The organism is Streptomyces sp. NPDC046303, assembly GCF_055588085.1.
This window is the reverse complement of sequence record NZ_JBVJFA010000012.1, coordinates 159,685-173,817: the sequence shown is the minus strand read 5'-3', so window position 1 is coordinate 173,817 and position 14,133 is coordinate 159,685. Positions and strand designations below refer to the sequence as shown.

At 72.7% G+C, this 14,133-nt stretch carries 13 protein-coding genes; 6 read left to right on the top strand and 7 right to left on the bottom strand.

The window, feature by feature from the left end:
• Positions 1–23: 23 nt before the first annotated feature.
• Both ACZ6I1_RS15245 and ACZ6I1_RS15240 read right to left on the bottom strand, forming a co-directional pair.
• Positions 24–872 (bottom strand): glutamate ABC transporter substrate-binding protein, encoded by an 849-nt coding sequence (locus tag ACZ6I1_RS15245; protein WP_469287255.1) that lies wholly within the window; start codon positions 870–872, stop codon positions 24–26.
• 144 nt (positions 873–1,016) lie between these two features.
• On the bottom strand, positions 1,017–1,802 hold the full coding sequence (locus tag ACZ6I1_RS15240) for an amino acid ABC transporter ATP-binding protein (protein WP_384215979.1): 786 nt from the start codon (positions 1,800–1,802) through the stop codon (positions 1,017–1,019).
• A gap of 270 nt (positions 1,803–2,072) precedes the next feature.
• On the opposite strand from ACZ6I1_RS15240, the gene ACZ6I1_RS15235 reads away from it, so the two are divergent.
• Positions 2,073–2,777: a response regulator transcription factor gene (locus ACZ6I1_RS15235; protein ID WP_469287253.1), complete on the top strand. Its 705-nt coding sequence runs from the start codon at positions 2,073–2,075 to the stop codon at positions 2,775–2,777.
• Between the two features lie 12 nt (positions 2,778–2,789).
• Positions 2,790–4,202 carry a sensor histidine kinase gene (locus ACZ6I1_RS15230; protein ID WP_469287251.1) on the top strand — a complete coding sequence of 471 codons (1,413 nt, stop codon included), beginning with the start codon at positions 2,790–2,792 and terminating at the stop codon, positions 4,200–4,202.
• Between the two features lie 10 nt (positions 4,203–4,212).
• Here ACZ6I1_RS15230 and ACZ6I1_RS15225 read toward each other — a convergent pair whose 3' ends face one another.
• Together ACZ6I1_RS15225 and ACZ6I1_RS15220 are read right to left on the bottom strand one after the other, a co-directional pair.
• On the bottom strand, positions 4,213–6,402 hold the full coding sequence (locus ACZ6I1_RS15225; protein ID WP_469287248.1) for an endo-beta-N-acetylglucosaminidase: 2,190 nt from the start codon (positions 6,400–6,402) through the stop codon (positions 4,213–4,215).
• A 25-nt stretch (positions 6,403–6,427) separates the two neighbouring features.
• Positions 6,428–7,681, bottom strand: a complete 1,254-nt coding sequence (locus ACZ6I1_RS15220; protein WP_469287246.1) for a glycoside hydrolase 5 family protein — start codon at positions 7,679–7,681, stop codon at positions 6,428–6,430.
• Between the two features lie 258 nt (positions 7,682–7,939).
• Here ACZ6I1_RS15220 and ACZ6I1_RS15215 point away from each other — a divergent pair, with 258 nt between their 5' ends.
• Both ACZ6I1_RS15215 and ACZ6I1_RS15210 read left to right on the top strand, forming a co-directional pair.
• Entirely contained in the window at positions 7,940–9,010 is a 1,071-nt protein-coding gene (locus ACZ6I1_RS15215; RefSeq protein ID WP_469287244.1) for a LacI family DNA-binding transcriptional regulator, read from the top strand.
• 59 nt (positions 9,011–9,069) lie between these two features.
• Positions 9,070–10,035: an ROK family protein gene (locus tag ACZ6I1_RS15210; protein ID WP_469287317.1), complete on the top strand. Its 966-nt coding sequence runs from the start codon at positions 9,070–9,072 to the stop codon at positions 10,033–10,035.
• Between the two features lie 67 nt (positions 10,036–10,102).
• On the opposite strand, the gene ACZ6I1_RS15205 is transcribed toward ACZ6I1_RS15210, so the two are convergent.
• A complete protein-coding gene (locus tag ACZ6I1_RS15205; protein WP_469287242.1) occupies positions 10,103–11,098 on the bottom strand; it encodes a TAXI family TRAP transporter solute-binding subunit in 996 nt (331 codons plus the stop codon).
• A gap of 106 nt (positions 11,099–11,204) precedes the next feature.
• Between ACZ6I1_RS15205 and miaB the strand changes: the two genes are divergently transcribed.
• Together miaB and ACZ6I1_RS15195 are read left to right on the top strand one after the other, a co-directional pair.
• On the top strand, positions 11,205–12,722 hold the full coding sequence (gene miaB, locus ACZ6I1_RS15200; RefSeq protein ID WP_469287240.1) for a tRNA (N6-isopentenyl adenosine(37)-C2)-methylthiotransferase MiaB: 1,518 nt from the start codon (positions 11,205–11,207) through the stop codon (positions 12,720–12,722).
• Between the two features lie 34 nt (positions 12,723–12,756).
• Complete coding sequence (locus ACZ6I1_RS15195) at positions 12,757–13,476, top strand: class III extradiol dioxygenase subunit B-like domain-containing protein (RefSeq protein ID WP_469287238.1); 720 nt, start codon at positions 12,757–12,759, stop codon at positions 13,474–13,476.
• Positions 13,477–13,569: 93 nt separating this feature from the next.
• Here the strand turns inward: ACZ6I1_RS15195 and ACZ6I1_RS15190 are convergent, their stop codons facing one another.
• Together ACZ6I1_RS15190 and ACZ6I1_RS15185 are read right to left on the bottom strand one after the other, a co-directional pair.
• Complete coding sequence (locus ACZ6I1_RS15190) at positions 13,570–13,812, bottom strand: antitoxin (RefSeq protein ID WP_469287236.1); 243 nt, start codon at positions 13,810–13,812, stop codon at positions 13,570–13,572.
• Between the two features lie 23 nt (positions 13,813–13,835).
• A complete protein-coding gene (locus ACZ6I1_RS15185; protein ID WP_469287234.1) occupies positions 13,836–13,994 on the bottom strand; it encodes a gliding motility protein in 159 nt (52 codons plus the stop codon).
• Between the last annotated feature and the right edge of the window lie 139 nt (positions 13,995–14,133).

Below are 14,133 nucleotides of genomic sequence, written 5' to 3'. Positions count from 1 at the left end.
CGGCGACGCACCTCACCGATGAATCAGCTGCCTTCGGTGATCTGCGGGGCAGGCTCGTTCTTGTAGTTGGCCGGGCCGAGGTTCTTCTTCACGGCCGCCTCCCAAGAGCCGTCCGCGACCATCTTCTTCAGTGCGGCGTTGATCTTGGTCTGGAGCTCGGTGTCGCCCTTCTTCAGGCCGATGCCGTAGTTCTCGTTGCTCAGGCTCAGCCCGACCAGCTTGAACTTGCCCTTGTTCTTGTCCTGCGCGGCGTAGCCGGCCAGGATCGAGTCGTCCGTGGTCAGGGCGTCGACCTTCTTGTTCTCCAGGCCGGTGAGGCACTCGGAGTAGCCGCCCTGCTCAAGAAGGTCGGCCTCGGGGGCCAGCTTCGTCTTGACGTTCTGCGCCGAGGTGGAGCCGGTGACCGAGCAGAGCTTCTTCTTGTTCAGGTCCTCGGCCTTGGTGATGGACGTGTCGTCGGCACGGACCAGCAGGTCCTGGTGCGCGAGGAAGTACGGGCCGGCGAAGTCGACCTTCTCCTTGCGCTTGTCGTTGATCGAGTAGGTCGCGACGATGAACTTCACGTCGCCGTTGGCGATCAGGTTCTCGCGCTCGGAGCTGATGGCCTGCTTGAACTCGATCTGGTTCGGCTCGTAGCCGAGCTCCTTGGCCACGTACGTGGCGACGTCGACGTCGAAGCCCGTGTACTTGCCGTCCGGGGTCTTCAGACCGAGACCCGGCTGGTCGAACTTGATGCCGATGACGATCTTGTCCTTGCCGCCACCGGTGGCACCGGTGTCGGTGGTCTTGTCACTGTTGCCGCCACACGCGGTAGCGGTCAGGGCAAGAGCAACGGCGACGGCCGCGGCCGCACCGGCCTTGAAAACCTTCATGGTGAACTTCCCTCGGATGAGACGTTGTTGAACGACGAGCGACGCTGACGGCGCACGCACGGCCGACAGGAACCTCCCCCAGACTTCGTCCGGGGGGACCCCCTGGGCGGTGATCCGCATACGGATGACTACCAGACGAGACCCTCAGTGGTGCAGGATCTTCGACAGGAAGTCCTTGGCGCGGTCACTGCGCGGGTTGCTGAAGAACTGCTCGGGCGCGGCCTCTTCGACGATCTTTCCGTCGGCCATGAAGACGACCCGATTGGCCGCAGAGCGGGCGAAGCCCATCTCGTGCGTGACGACCACCATGGTCATCCCCTCACGGGCGAGCTGCTGCATGACCTCCAGCACCTCGTTGATCATCTCCGGGTCGAGCGCCGAGGTCGGCTCGTCGAACAGCATCACCTTCGGCTCCATCGCCAGCGCACGGGCGATCGCCACGCGCTGCTGCTGGCCGCCGGAGAGCTGCGCCGGGTACTTGTCGGCCTGCGAGCCGACACCCACCCGGTCCAGCAGGGCCACGGCCTTCGCATGGGCGGCCGCCTGGTCCGTCTTGCGGACCTTGAGCTGGCCCAGCATGACGTTCTGGAGCACCGTCTTGTGCGCGAAGAGGTTGAACGACTGGAACACCATGCCGACGTCGGCGCGCAGCCGGGCGAGTTCCCTGCCCTCCGAGGGCAGCTCCTTGCCGTCGAGCGTGATGGTGCCCGAGTCGATGGTTTCCAGCCGGTTGATCGTCCGGCACAGCGTGGACTTGCCCGATCCCGAAGGACCGATCACCACGACGACCTCACCGCGGGCAATGCTCAGATCGATGTCCTGAAGCACGTGCAGCGCGCCGAAGTGCTTGTTGACGTTGCTCAGTACGACCAGGTCGTCCGCGGCACCGGCCGCGTCCTGAACATCCTTGGTCACTGATACTCCGCTCATCGGCCTCTAGCTCCGTCCTCCTCGGTTGGGAGGACAGTAGTGACGTGCTGTCCACACCGTCATCACATCTGAGGGAGAATTGAGCATAACGATCCGGCCTCGCTCGGATACGCTCCGTGCGCCCCGCCGAATCCCCTCGTACCGGGTGGATAACGGATGGCGCGCCGGGCCGGAACCCCCTTGACGTGGGAGTCTTCATCAGCGTGGATGCAAGGTGGCCCTGAACACAAGCCGAACACCGAAAAGACGACAAGAGGAGAGGGGGACGACATGAGACTGCTGCTCGTCGAGGACGACGACCACGTCGCCGCCGCCCTGTCCGCGATCCTCACCCGGCACGGCTTCCAGGTCACCCATGCCCGCAACGGCGAAGAGGCCCTCCAGGCCCTGCTGCCCGCCGGAGCCCCGCCCTTCGGTGTCGTCCTGCTCGACCTGGGACTGCCCGACCAGGACGGCTACGAGGTGTGCGGCAAGATCCGCAAGCGCACCGCCACGCCCGTCATCATGGTCACCGCGCGGGCCGACGTGCGCTCCCGCATCCACGGCCTGAACATGGGCGCCGACGACTACGTCGTCAAGCCCTACGACACCGGTGAACTCCTGGCCCGCATCCACGCGGTCGCCCGGCGCACCGGCGCCTCCGAGGAGGCCGCCGCCACCGGCACCGGGGCGCCAACCACGGTCCGGCTCGGCTCCGTCAGCATCGAGCTGCCCAACCGCCGGGTCAGTGTGGACGGCACCGATGTGCCGCTCACCCGCAAGGAGTTCGACCTGCTGGCCCTGCTCGCGCAGCGGCCCGGTGTCGTCTTCCGCCGCGAGCAGATCATCAGCGAGGTGTGGCGCACCAGCTGGGAGGGGACGGGGCGCACGCTGGAGGTCCACGTCGCCTCGCTGCGCTCCAAGCTGCGCATGCCCGCACTCATCGAGACCGTCCGCGGGGTGGGCTACCGGCTCGTCGCCCCGACCGCTCCCTGAGGAACGGGCTCCGTGCGCGCCAGGCTGCTCCCCCTGCTCGTCATCCTGATGGCGGGCACGCTCCTCGCGCTCGGCTTCCCGCTCGCCGTCAGCCTGGCCGCCGGACAGCAGCAGCGGGTGGTCGTCGACCGCATCGACGACAGTGCCCGCTTCGCCGCCCTGGCCCAGTTCGTCGTCAACGCCGAGGGCTCCGGATCCAGCGGCGCCGACGAGCGCATCGCGACCCTCCAGCACGAACTCGCTCGCTACCAGGAGCTGTACGGCATCCGCGTCGGCATCTTCTACCGCGACGACAACGCCATGGCCCGGGCCCCCGGCTGGTGGCAGCTCCCCGAGTCCGGTGAGGGCCGCCGCGCCTTCCAGGAGGCACTGGCCGGGCGGCGCAGCCACGATCCCGGCCAGGTCTGGCCCTGGCAGACCGACGGCAGACTCCTCGTCGCCTCTCCGGTGGTCCTCGACGGGGACGTGGTCGCCGTCGTCGCCACCGAATCGCCCACCGACCTGATGCGGGGCCGGATCCTGCGCGGCTGGCTGCTCATCGCGGGCGGGCTCGCCGCCGCCATGCTGGTGGCCTTCGGCGCCGCGCTGCGCCTCACCAGCTGGGTCCTCAAGCCCGTGCAGACCCTGGACGCGGCCGCCCACGGCATCGCCACCGGACGGATGAACTCGCGGGTCGCGGCCGCCGGCGGGCCGCCGGAACTCCAGCGCCTGGCCCATTCGTTCAACGAGATGGCCGACAACGTCGAAGAGGTACTGGAGCAGCAGCGGGCGTTCGTCGCGGACGCCTCCCACCAGCTGCGCAACCCGCTCGCCGCGCTGCTCCTGCGGATCGAGCTGCTCGCCCTCGAACTCCCCGAGGGAAACGAGGAGATCGCCTCCGTACGCGCCGAGGGCAAGCGCCTGACCCAGGTCCTGGACGACCTGCTGGACCTGGCGCTGGCCGAGCACGCCTCCGCCGAGATCAGCCTCACCGACATCGGGGCGCTGGCCGCCGAGCGGGTCGCCGCCTGGCGCCCGTACGCCGAGGAGAAGGGCGTACGGCTCACCGGGACGGGCCGGTCCGCCGTCACCGGCTGGGCCGACCCCATCGCCCTGTCCAGCGCGCTCGACGCCGTCATCGACAACGCGCTGAAATTCACCCCGACGGGTGAGGAAGTCGAGGTGTCGGTCTCCGTCTTCGAGCGCACCGTCCGCGTGGTCGTCGCCGACCGCGGCCCCGGCCTGACCGAGGACGAGCTGCTCCGCATCGGCGACCGGTTCTGGCGCAGCGGACGGCACCAGAACATCAAGGGCTCCGGGCTCGGCCTGTCGATCTCCCGGGCCCTGCTCGCCGCGGGCGGCGGGTCCCTCTCGTACGAGAAGAACCCTCCGCACGGGCTGCGGGTGACGGTGGCGGTACCGCGCACCGACCCGCACACGTCCTGAGCCGCGGCTCCTACCAGGTCATCGTGGTGCGGGCCGGGGCGGAGGCCGCATACAGCTCGTCCACGGCCCGCACCTCGAAGACCGCCGCCCGCTCCCGGCCCGCCCGCCGGACGGCAGGCAGGTACAGGGCGGCGCCGCAGGTGCCGCCGAGGAAGCGGCGGATGCCGCCGGGCAGGACCCGGGACACCGTGTAGTGCCGGACCGGACCGGCCGCCCGTCGCCACGACAGGCGCAGCCGGGCCTGGTCCTCGTGGCGGGCCGAGGCGTCCACGGTCAGGGCGGCAGGAGACGCCGGGCGCCGACCGGCGGCGGTGTCGCGTACCGACAAGGACCCGAGCCGCCACGCCACGGCCGTCTTCCCGAGACCCGTGATCCGTACGGCAAGTCCGTATGCGGTCTTCCCCGCCAGGGCCGACAGCCCGACCCGGGTCCGGCGCCAGGCCCGCCCGCCGCCGAGGGTCTCCGCACGGAGCCAGGTGTACGGGACCGGCTCGCCCGGAGCCGCCGGCTCGCGCACGGCCACCCCGACCTCCACGGCCACCGGGCCGGACTCGGTCGCGTGCACCAGCTCGAGGACCGTGGAACGGCTCAGGGGAAGGCGCGTCGCGTGCAGCCCGACGGCGGCCGCGGCGGAGAGGTGACCGGCGACGAGCAGGCTGGAGCCGCCGCGCCAGGCACGCGCGAAGTCCAGGGTCACGGCGGGCCGCTGCCCGGCGGTGTCCACGACCCAGCGGCGGCCCGGCAGCCGGTCCTGGAGCCCCAGATGGTTCCACGGGGTGTCGGAGACGACCTCGCCGTCCTCGTACCAGCGCTCCCCGTGCCCGGTGTTGAAGGAACAGGCGAAGGGCAGCGCGGCGACCGTGGACCGGTCGGCGACGGCCGTGGCCGGGGCCCGCCAGGTGTCCTCGGGCGCCGGGCGGGACGGATCGAGGGACGCGCCCGTCCAGAACCGGTCGTCGGCGCGGTGGAAGGCGCCGGGGGAGCGGTCGGTGAGGTGGTTGCGGGTCCACTCGGGCCGGTAGAAGCCGTAACTGACGACGTGGTCGCGTGCGCGCGGGATGATCGCGTCCCAGCGGACGGCTGAGTTCCAGCCGTGGGACTCGGTGTCCACGGCCGCCCACAGCTCGTGGCGGGAACGGCCCAGCCGGTCCGCGAGCGCCCCGGACGCGGCCAGGGTCTGCGGGGTCCAGCGGAAGTCCACGAACATCGTGTCCGCGACCCGGCCGGCCCGGTCCTCGAAGAACTCCTGGTTCAGCTCGTTGAGCGCGCCCTGCCAGCCGACCCGACCGGTGGTGTTCATGGCGTCGTACCACGTGATGCGCAGCCCGTGCGGTTCGCCGGCCGTCCGCAGCGCGCGCAGGAACCGCCGCATCAGGGAAGCGAGTTCGCTGTCCCCGCCCTCGGTCTCGGCGTTGACGAACCAGCCGTCGAAACCGTACGCCGTCGCCACCCGCACCAGCTGCTCGGCGATCGGGAAACGGCCCACGGAATCCCGCTGGACCAGGTCGCGGGTCCAGCGGAGGTCGCCGCCGTAGGCCGCGGGCGGCAGGAACACGTTGCCCAGGACCCGTACCCCGTTGCGGTGCGCCGCGTCGACCACGGGCGCGTTCGGGGCGAGCACGATGCCCTCGCCGGAGGAGCCGCCCCAGAAGACCAGCTCGTCGATGTACGCCCAGTGCGTCAGCGCGTAGTAGTCGGCGGTGGCCGAACCCTGGGAGGGGTTCTGCGCGGTGGGTCCGAAGGAGACGAGGGAGGCGATCCGGGCCTGGCCGGTGCGGGCGCCCGGGTGCGGCGGGACCGGGGTGAAGCGCGGCGCGAGCGGCACGGTCGCGGCGTTGTGGGCGAGATCGGGATCGCGCTGCGGGCTCCACCGCTTGAGGGAGCGCCACACGATGCCGGGGCCGGGGGCGCCGTGGGGGAGGGAGTCGGGGAACCAGTAGGAGGCGTACGGGGCCAGGTCGGCGGGGGTGGCCTCGGCGGGCGGGGCGGCCTCGGCGGGCGGGGCTGCCGCGGTCGCCGGTGCCTCCGCGGCGGCGGCCGGCGCCGGGGCGGGAACGGCCGACAGGGCGGCGGCCCCGACCGCGGTCGCGGCGGCCAGGACCGTGCGCCGGTCCGGTCTTGTCGCTGCGGGGCGTAGCGCTGCGGGCCGGATCGTGGCGTGGGGTGTCGCTTCGTCTCGTAACGCATCGCTCTCGGACATGCGGCTCCTCCGGATGGGGCGTCGGTCACGTCAGGTCGGGCACGCGCAGCACCTCGGTGATGCCGCGCGCGGACAGGTGCGCGGGGTCCTCGGCGAGCTCGGCCAGCACCACCGCGGGCCTGACCCCTTCCGCGGTGAGCGCCGCCCACGCCTCGAAGAACGCGCCGCCCGGCGCGCACACCGAGCGCCGGGGAGCCGCCTCCGCCCCGCCGACGTCCACCACCAGCGCGGTGGACCGTACGGCCGGACGGTGCTCTCGGCCGCGCCAGGCCGCGGCGATCCGGGCGACGGCGGCTCCGGCGGGCTTGGGACGGCGGTCGTTGGTGAGCAGGCCGAGGCCGTATTCCAGCTCCGGGAAGTCCGCCAGCTCCCGGGAGACGTCGTGCGAGCACCACCAGGTCACGCCCCACAGGTCCGGGCAGTCCAGGGCATTGGCAACGGTGGCCTCGGTGAAGGCGGCCGCCCGCTCCGGCCCGATCAGCGGGGCGGGCGCGCCGACCTCCTGGAGCCACACCGGGCGGTGCGGGTCCAGCGCCCAGGCCTTGGACAGCTCGATCAGGTACGCGGCGTGGTGCTCGGTCGCCGTCCCCGCCGGGCCGTGGCGCTGCGCGGTGCCGTTGAACACCCAGGAGTGCACGGCGGTCGCCGCGCCCAGCCGCGCGGCCTGGGCGGCGGTGAAGGGGTGCCCGTCCCGGTACCAGGCGGCGTCGTACGCGGCGTGCAGGTGGAACCGGCCGGGCGCGCCCGCCCCACAGGCGGCGAGCATCCGCTCCAGCCAGCGGTCGGCCTGCTCCCGGGTGATCCGGTCGGGGTCGGGGTGCGGATCGTCGGAGAACTGGTTGAACTCGTTCCCGACGGTCATGCCCAGGAAGTTGGGCCGGTCCGCCAGGGCCGCGGCCAGCGTGCGCAGGTATTCCTCCTGGCCGCCGGCCACCTCCGGGTCGGCGAAGAGGCTGCGCCGGTGCCAGGTCCGGGTCCAGGCGGGCAGGAAGTCGAAGCTCGACAGGTGCCCTTGCAGCCCGTCCACCGCGACGTCGAGCCCGCGCTCGGCGGCCGCGTCGGCGAGCGCGACGAGCTGCTCCACCGCGCGCGGCCGGATCAGCGTCCGGTTCGGCTGGAACACCGGCCACAGCGGGAACACCCGGACGTGGTCCAGCCCGAGTCCGGCGATCGAGTCGAGATCGGCCCTGACCTCGTCGAGGTCGAAGTCCAGCCAGTGGTGGAACCAGCCCCGGGCGGGCGTGTAGTTGGCGCCGAAACGGAGCGCGTCTGCGTGCACTGGGCGTCCCTGGAGTTCTGGAGGAATTCACCGGGCGAGCCACAACCTGCCGTTGCGCACGGGGAAAGTCAACAGGGCCACGGACGGGGGTACTTATGCGCTTCAGCCCTGTTGACAGCGAGGTTCCGGCCACCCGAAGCTGTGGGAACTAATGCGCTTTAGCCGGGGCCGGCCGCGGCGAAGCAAAAGGAAATGGGCAACGGTATTCCTTCGGTCCGCGGCACAGGGGTTTACCGAAGTCGCAAGGATGAGGCAGGCATGGTCCGCAGACCCACCATCAAGGACATCGCCCGCCGCGCCGGGGTGTCGGAGAGCGCCGTGTCCTTCGCGCTCAACGACCGGCCGGGCGTCTCCCAGGAGACCCGTGCCCGGATCCGGCGCGTCGCCGAGGAGCTCGGCTGGCAACCCAACAGCGCCGCCCGCGCCCTGTCCGGCGAACGCTCCGGAGCCGTCGGACTGGTCCTCGCGCGGCCCGCGCACACGCTCGGCGTCGAGTCCTTCTTCCTCCAGCTCGTATCCGGCATCCAGGAGGCCCTGTCCGCCGCCCGGACCGCCCTGCTCTTCCAGGTCGTCGAGGACCTCGACGCCGAGTGCGCCGTCTACCGCCGCTGGTGGGCCGAGCGGCGCGTCGACGGCGTGCTCGTCGTCGACCCCCGCACGCACGATCCGCGCCCGGAACTGCTCGGCCGGCTGGGCCTGCCCGCGGTCATGGTGGGCGAGGGGGACCTCACCCGGGCCAAGGCCGCCGTCTCCTCGGTGCGGGCCGACGACGCCGGGGCGATGACCCGGATCCTGGACCACCTCCACGGGCTCGGCCACCGCCGGATCGTCCACGTCGCCGGGCTCCCCGAGCTCGCCCACACCGCCCGCCGCATCGAGGCGCTGCGCACCGAGGCCGCGCTGCGGGGGCTCGGCGCCGACCGGGTCCGCTCCGTGGTCACCGACTACTCCGACGCCGCGGGCGCGGCGGCCACCCGCCGGGTCCTCGCGGAGCCCGCTCCCCCCACCGCGCTCGTCTACGACAACGACGTGATGGCCGTCGCCGGGATCGCGGTCGCCGCCGAACTGGGCATCCCCGTCCCCGGCCGGCTCTCCATGGTGGCCTGGGACGACTCCGCGCTGTGCCGCGTCACCCACCCGCGGCTCACCGCGCTCGTACGGGACACCGCGGCCTTCGGCCGGCTCGCCGCCGAGGAACTCCTCGCCGTCCTCGCGGGCCGGCCGCCCGCAGTGCGCACGAGCGAGCAGCCGCGGCTGGAGCCCCGCGAGAGTACGGCGCCGCCGGCGGCGCATACTGATCCTGACCCCTTCCTGGAGCCGCCACCGTGACCACTCCCACCGCCCCCTTCCCCACGCCGCGGGCCGGCGCCTCGGCCGCGGGCCCGACCGTGGCGATCGACATCGGCGGGACGAAGATCGCCGGGGCGCTGGTGCACCCCGACGGCACGATGACGGCCACGACCCGCCGCCCGACCCCGCGCGGCGGGGACGCGGACGCCGTGATGGCGGCGGTCACCGAGGTCATCACCGACCTGTCCGGCGACCCGCTCTGGTCTTCGGCGGTCCGCTGCGGAATCGGCAGCGCGGGCCCGGTGGACTCCTCACGGGGGACGGTCAGCCCGGTCAACATCGGGGCCTGGCGGGACTTCCCCGTCCAGGCCCGGATCACGGCGCAGCTCGCGGCACGCGGGGCGGCCGTACCGGCCGTGCTGGTCGGTGACGGCGTGGCGATGACCGCGGCGGAACACTGGCTGGGCGCCGCCCGGGGCCACGCCAACGCCCTGTGCATGGTGGTCTCGACGGGCGTCGGCGGCGGCCTCGTCCTGAACAACCAGCTCCACCCGGGCCCCACCGGCAACGCAGGCCACATCGGCCACATCAGCGTGGCCTTCGACGGCGACCCCTGCGTCTGCGGCGGCCGCGGCTGCGTCGAGTCGATCGCCTCGGGCACCGCCATCGCCGACTGGGCCCGCGCCCAGGGCTGGACCCCGGCCGTGCCCGGCGGCGACGCCACGGCGGCGGGCGTGGCCGCGGCCGCCGAGGCCGGCGATCCGGTCGCACGGGCCGCCTTCGACCGCGCGGGCCGCGCCCTCGCGGCGGCCATCGCGGCCACCGCGACCCTGGTCGAGACGGACATCGCGGTCATCGGAGGCGGCGTCGCCGCCTCCGGGGAAACCCTCTTCGCCCCGATCCGCAGCCATCTGGCCGACTACGCCACGCTGTCCTTCGTACGGGAGCTGGCGGTGGTCCCGGCGAGCCTGGGCACGCACGCCGGCCTCATCGGCGCGGCCGCCGCGGCCACCATGCTGCTGCCCCAGAGCGCCACGCCGACGGCCCCGCCGACCGCCGGATGAGCGCGTCCAGCACGTCCAGCGCGTCCAGCGCGTCCGAAGCGGCGCCTGCCCGCCGGGAAGGCCGGGGTCAGGGCTTGACCGAGCGGTAGTAGCGCCGTGCGCCCTCGTGCAGGTCCAGGGGATCGGTGTAGATCGCGGTCCGCAGGTCCACCAGCTGCGCCGCGTGCACCTCGCGCCCGATGCGGTCGCGGCTGAGGATGACCGTCCGCGTGAACCGCTCCGTCAGCTCGGGATCCGTGCCCTCCGTGGTCACCAGCAGGTTCGGGACGGCCAGGGTCGCCACCGCGCTGGTGTTGCGCGCCCGCGCGTACGCGTCCTGCGGCATCACCGCCGCCCGGTAGTAGCGCGCCGGGCTCCCGCTCCCCTGCAACTGCTCCACCAGGTCGCCGAGCTGCACGAGCCTGATGTCGAACCGCTCCGACAGCTCGCGCACCGCGTTCGTCGGCAGCCCGCCCGACCAGAAGAAGGCGTCGATCCGCCCCGCCTCCAGCTCGGCCGGCATGGTGTCGATACCGATGGACACCGGGGTGATGTCCCGCACCGGATCCAGCAGCGCCGCCGTCAGCAGCCGCTCCGAGATCAGCCGCACCCCGGAACCCGGCTGGCCGATCGCCACCCGCTTGCCGCGCAGGTCCCGGGCCGACTGCACCGGGGACCCGGCCGGCACCACCAGCTGCACGTAGTCGTCGTAGAGCCGGGCGCAGCCGCGCAGGGAGTCGGCCCCGGGCTTCCCGTCCTGCCGGTACTTGGCCACCGCGTCCGCCGTCGACACCGTGAAGTCCGCCTGCCCGGCGGCCACCCGCTGCAGGTTCTGCTGCGAGCCCTCGCTGGTCTCCAGCCGGACCTTCACCCCGGGCATGTCCTGCCGGAGCTGCTGCTCCAGCAGCTCCCCGTAGCGGTGGTAGACCCCGGTCCTGACGCCCGTGCTGAACGTCAGCTCACCCTTGAGCTCGGGCTCCCCGAAGGGCTTCAGCCACCAGACCAGGACGCCGAGCAGGGCGAGTACGGCCACCAGGGCCCGCAGGGCGTGGCGCCTGCTGATCCGGGGCGGTACGTGAGGCATGGGCGCGATCCTGCCACCCGCCCGCCGTCCTGTCACGGCGCGGGCCCGCGGCCCGCTCCCGCCCACGGCGGCCGGAGGGCCTCCGGGTACCGCCTACCCTTGTTCCATGACCAGCAGCAGCGACCGGAGCACGGCAGTGGACGTCAAGGGAACATACGAGGTGCGCACCTACGGGTGCCAGATGAACGTGCACGACTCCGAGCGGCTCTCCGGTCTGCTGGAGGACGCCGGCTACGTCCGCGCGCCCGAGGGCTCCGACGGCGACGCCGACGTCGTGGTCTTCAACACCTGCGCGGTCCGCGAGAACGCCGACAACAAGCTGTACGGCAACCTCGGCCGGCTCGCCCCGATGAAGACCAAGCGGCCCGGCATGCAGATCGCCGTCGGCGGCTGCCTCGCCCAGAAGGACCGCGACACGATCGTCGAGCGGGCCCCCTGGGTCGACGTCGTCTTCGGTACGCACAACATCGGCAAGCTGCCCGTGCTGCTGGAGCGCGCCCGCATCCAGGAAGAGGCGCAGATCGAGATCGCCGAGTCGCTGGAGGCGTTCCCCTCGACGCTGCCGACCCGCCGCGAGTCCGCGTACGCCGCCTGGGTCTCGATCTCCGTCGGCTGCAACAACACCTGCACCTTCTGCATCGTCCCGGCGCTGCGCGGCAAGGAGGAGGACCGCCGTCCCGGCGACATCCTCGCCGAGGTGGAGGCCCTGGTCGCCGAGGGCGTCTCCGAGATCACCCTGCTCGGCCAGAACGTCAACGCGTACGGCTCCGACCTCGGTGACCGCGAGGCCTTCAGCAAGCTGCTGCGCGCCTGCGGGCAGATCGAGGGCCTGGAGCGGGTCCGCTTCACCTCGCCGCACCCGCGCGACTTCACGGACGACGTGATCGCGGCGATGGCCGAGACCCCCAACGTGATGCCGCAGCTGCACATGCCCCTGCAGTCCGGTTCGGACCCGATCCTCAAGGCGATGCGCCGGTCGTACCGGCAGGAGCGTTTCCTCGGGATCATCGAGAAGGTCCGCGCCGCGATCCCGCACGCCGCGATCTCCACCGACATCATCGTGGGCTTCCCCGGTGAGACGGAGGAGGACTTCCAGCAGACGATGCACGTGGTGCGCGAGGCCCGCTTCGCGAGCGCCTTCACCTTCCAGTACTCCAAGCGGCCCGGCACCCCCGCCGCCGACATGGAGGGGCAGATCCCCAAGGAGGTCGTGCAGGACCGCTACATGCGCCTGGTCGCCCTCCAGGAGGAGATCTCCTGGGAGGAGAACAAGAAGCAGGTCGGCCGCACGCTGGAGGTCATGGTCGCGGAGGGCGAGGGCCGCAAGGACGGCGCCACCCACCGCCTGTCGGGCCGCGCCGCCGACAACCGCCTGGTCCACTTCACGAAGCCGGACGCGGAGGTCCGGCCGGGCGACGTGGTCACCGTGGACATCACCTACGCCGCCCCGCACCACCTGCTGGCCGAGGGCCCGACGCAGCACGTGCGCCGCACCCGCGCCGGCGACGCCTGGGAGAAGCGCAACGCCGCTCCGGCCCAGCCCGCCGGAGTGATGCTCGGCATCCCGACCCTGGGCGTCCCGGCCCCGCTGCCCGCCGCCACCTCGGGCTGCGCCATCGACTGACCAAAGGCCGCGGGCGGCGGCTAGGCTGCGGATCATGCTCGTAGCCGCTGCCGTCTGTCCCGCCCCGCCGCTGCTCGTGCCGGAGGTCGCAGCGGGGGCCGCCGCCGAACTCGGCGACGCCCGCACCGCCTGCTCCGACGCGATCGCGGTGCTCGCCGCTTCCCGGCCCGACCTGCTCGTCGTGGTCGGGGCCGCCGACCAGGACCACCTCGGGTCGTACCCGCAGGGTGCCCGGGGCACCTTCCGCGGATTCGGCGTCGAGGCCGACGTACAGCTCGGCGAACGAGAGGGTGACGGCCACGGAGGGCGGCGCCCGCTGCCGCCCTCGCTCGCCGTGGGCGCCTGGCTGCTGCGCCACGCACGCTGGGGGGCCGCCCCCGTCGAGGGGCTCGGCGTCGCGGAACCGCTGGACACCGGGCGGTGCCTGGAGACCGGCCGGGAGCTGGCGGCGCGCGAGGGGCGCGTCGCACTGCTCGTGATGGGTGACGGCAGCGCCTGCCGGACCCTGAAGGCCCCCGGTTACCTCGACGAACGCGCCGCCGCCTTCGACGCGGCCGCCGCCCGGGCGCTGGGCTCCGCCGACACGGCCGCGCTCGCCGCCCTCGACGCGGAACTCGCGGCCGAGCTGCTGGCCGCCGGACGGGCCCCCTGGCAGGTGCTGGCGGGCGCCGCCGAGGGCGCCGGGCTCGACGGGCGCCTGCTGTACGAGGACGCACCGTACGGGGTCGGCTACTTCGTCGCCGCCTGGTCCTAGGCGCCCGGCGGCCCCTGGCCGTGCAGGCCGAGAACGACGGAGAGGGGCGCGGGACCGGCCGTGGCCGGTCCCGCGCCCCTCTCCGGTACCGCGTCAGGAAGCGGCCGGCGGCGTCGGCCCGCCGGCGTCCTTGTGCGCGATCTTGCCCAGGGCGTCCTTCGCCTTGCCCGTGCCGCTCGTGATCCGGTCGCTGTACTTGCCGTGGGTCTTGGAGTCCACGGCCTTCGCCACCTTGTCCAGACCCTCGGTGATCCTGCCCTCGTTCTTCTGGGCGAGGTCGCCGACCTTTTCCTTCGCCGGAGCGAGCTTGGCCTTCAGATTGTCCAGCAGGCCCATGGGACACCTTCCATTGGCGGTCGCTACGTACGGGCGCCCTCGCCGGTTCCGCTGTCCACGGCCACCTCGGCCGACTGCTGCTTCGGGATCTCCACGGCTTCCGCCGCGGGAGCCTCCGCACCAGCGGGCTCGGGCTCGGGCTCGGCCTCGGCCTCGCCGGCCGTGGCGGACTCCGTCGTCACGGCCTCGGCAGCGACCTCCTTGGCCGCAACCTCGTCCTTACGACGAAAAAACCGATCAAAAACGCCCATGTCTACTCCCATAACGTTACTCGTGTGAGTGAAGTTCCGCCTTGGCCGGACCGGCCTGCGCCGGACGCGC

Coding starts and splice junctions, on each gene's coding strand:
- ACZ6I1_RS15225 (WP_469287248.1), bottom strand. CDS start 6,402: ATGTCCGAGAGCGATGCGTTACGAGACGAAGCGACACCCCACGCCACG.
- ACZ6I1_RS15245 (WP_469287255.1), bottom strand. CDS start 872: ATGAAGGTTTTCAAGGCCGGTGCGGCCGCGGCCGTCGCCGTTGCTCTT.
- ACZ6I1_RS15205 (WP_469287242.1), bottom strand. CDS start 11,098: ATGCCTCACGTACCGCCCCGGATCAGCAGGCGCCACGCCCTGCGGGCC.
- ACZ6I1_RS15215 (WP_469287244.1), top strand. CDS start 7,940: ATGGTCCGCAGACCCACCATCAAGGACATCGCCCGCCGCGCCGGGGTG.
- ACZ6I1_RS15235 (WP_469287253.1), top strand. CDS start 2,073: ATGAGACTGCTGCTCGTCGAGGACGACGACCACGTCGCCGCCGCCCTG.
- ACZ6I1_RS15240 (WP_384215979.1), bottom strand. CDS start 1,802: ATGAGCGGAGTATCAGTGACCAAGGATGTTCAGGACGCGGCCGGTGCC.
- ACZ6I1_RS15195 (WP_469287238.1), top strand. CDS start 12,757: ATGCTCGTAGCCGCTGCCGTCTGTCCCGCCCCGCCGCTGCTCGTGCCG.
- miaB (WP_469287240.1), top strand. CDS start 11,205: ATGACCAGCAGCAGCGACCGGAGCACGGCAGTGGACGTCAAGGGAACA.
- ACZ6I1_RS15190 (WP_469287236.1), bottom strand. CDS start 13,812: ATGGGCCTGCTGGACAATCTGAAGGCCAAGCTCGCTCCGGCGAAGGAA.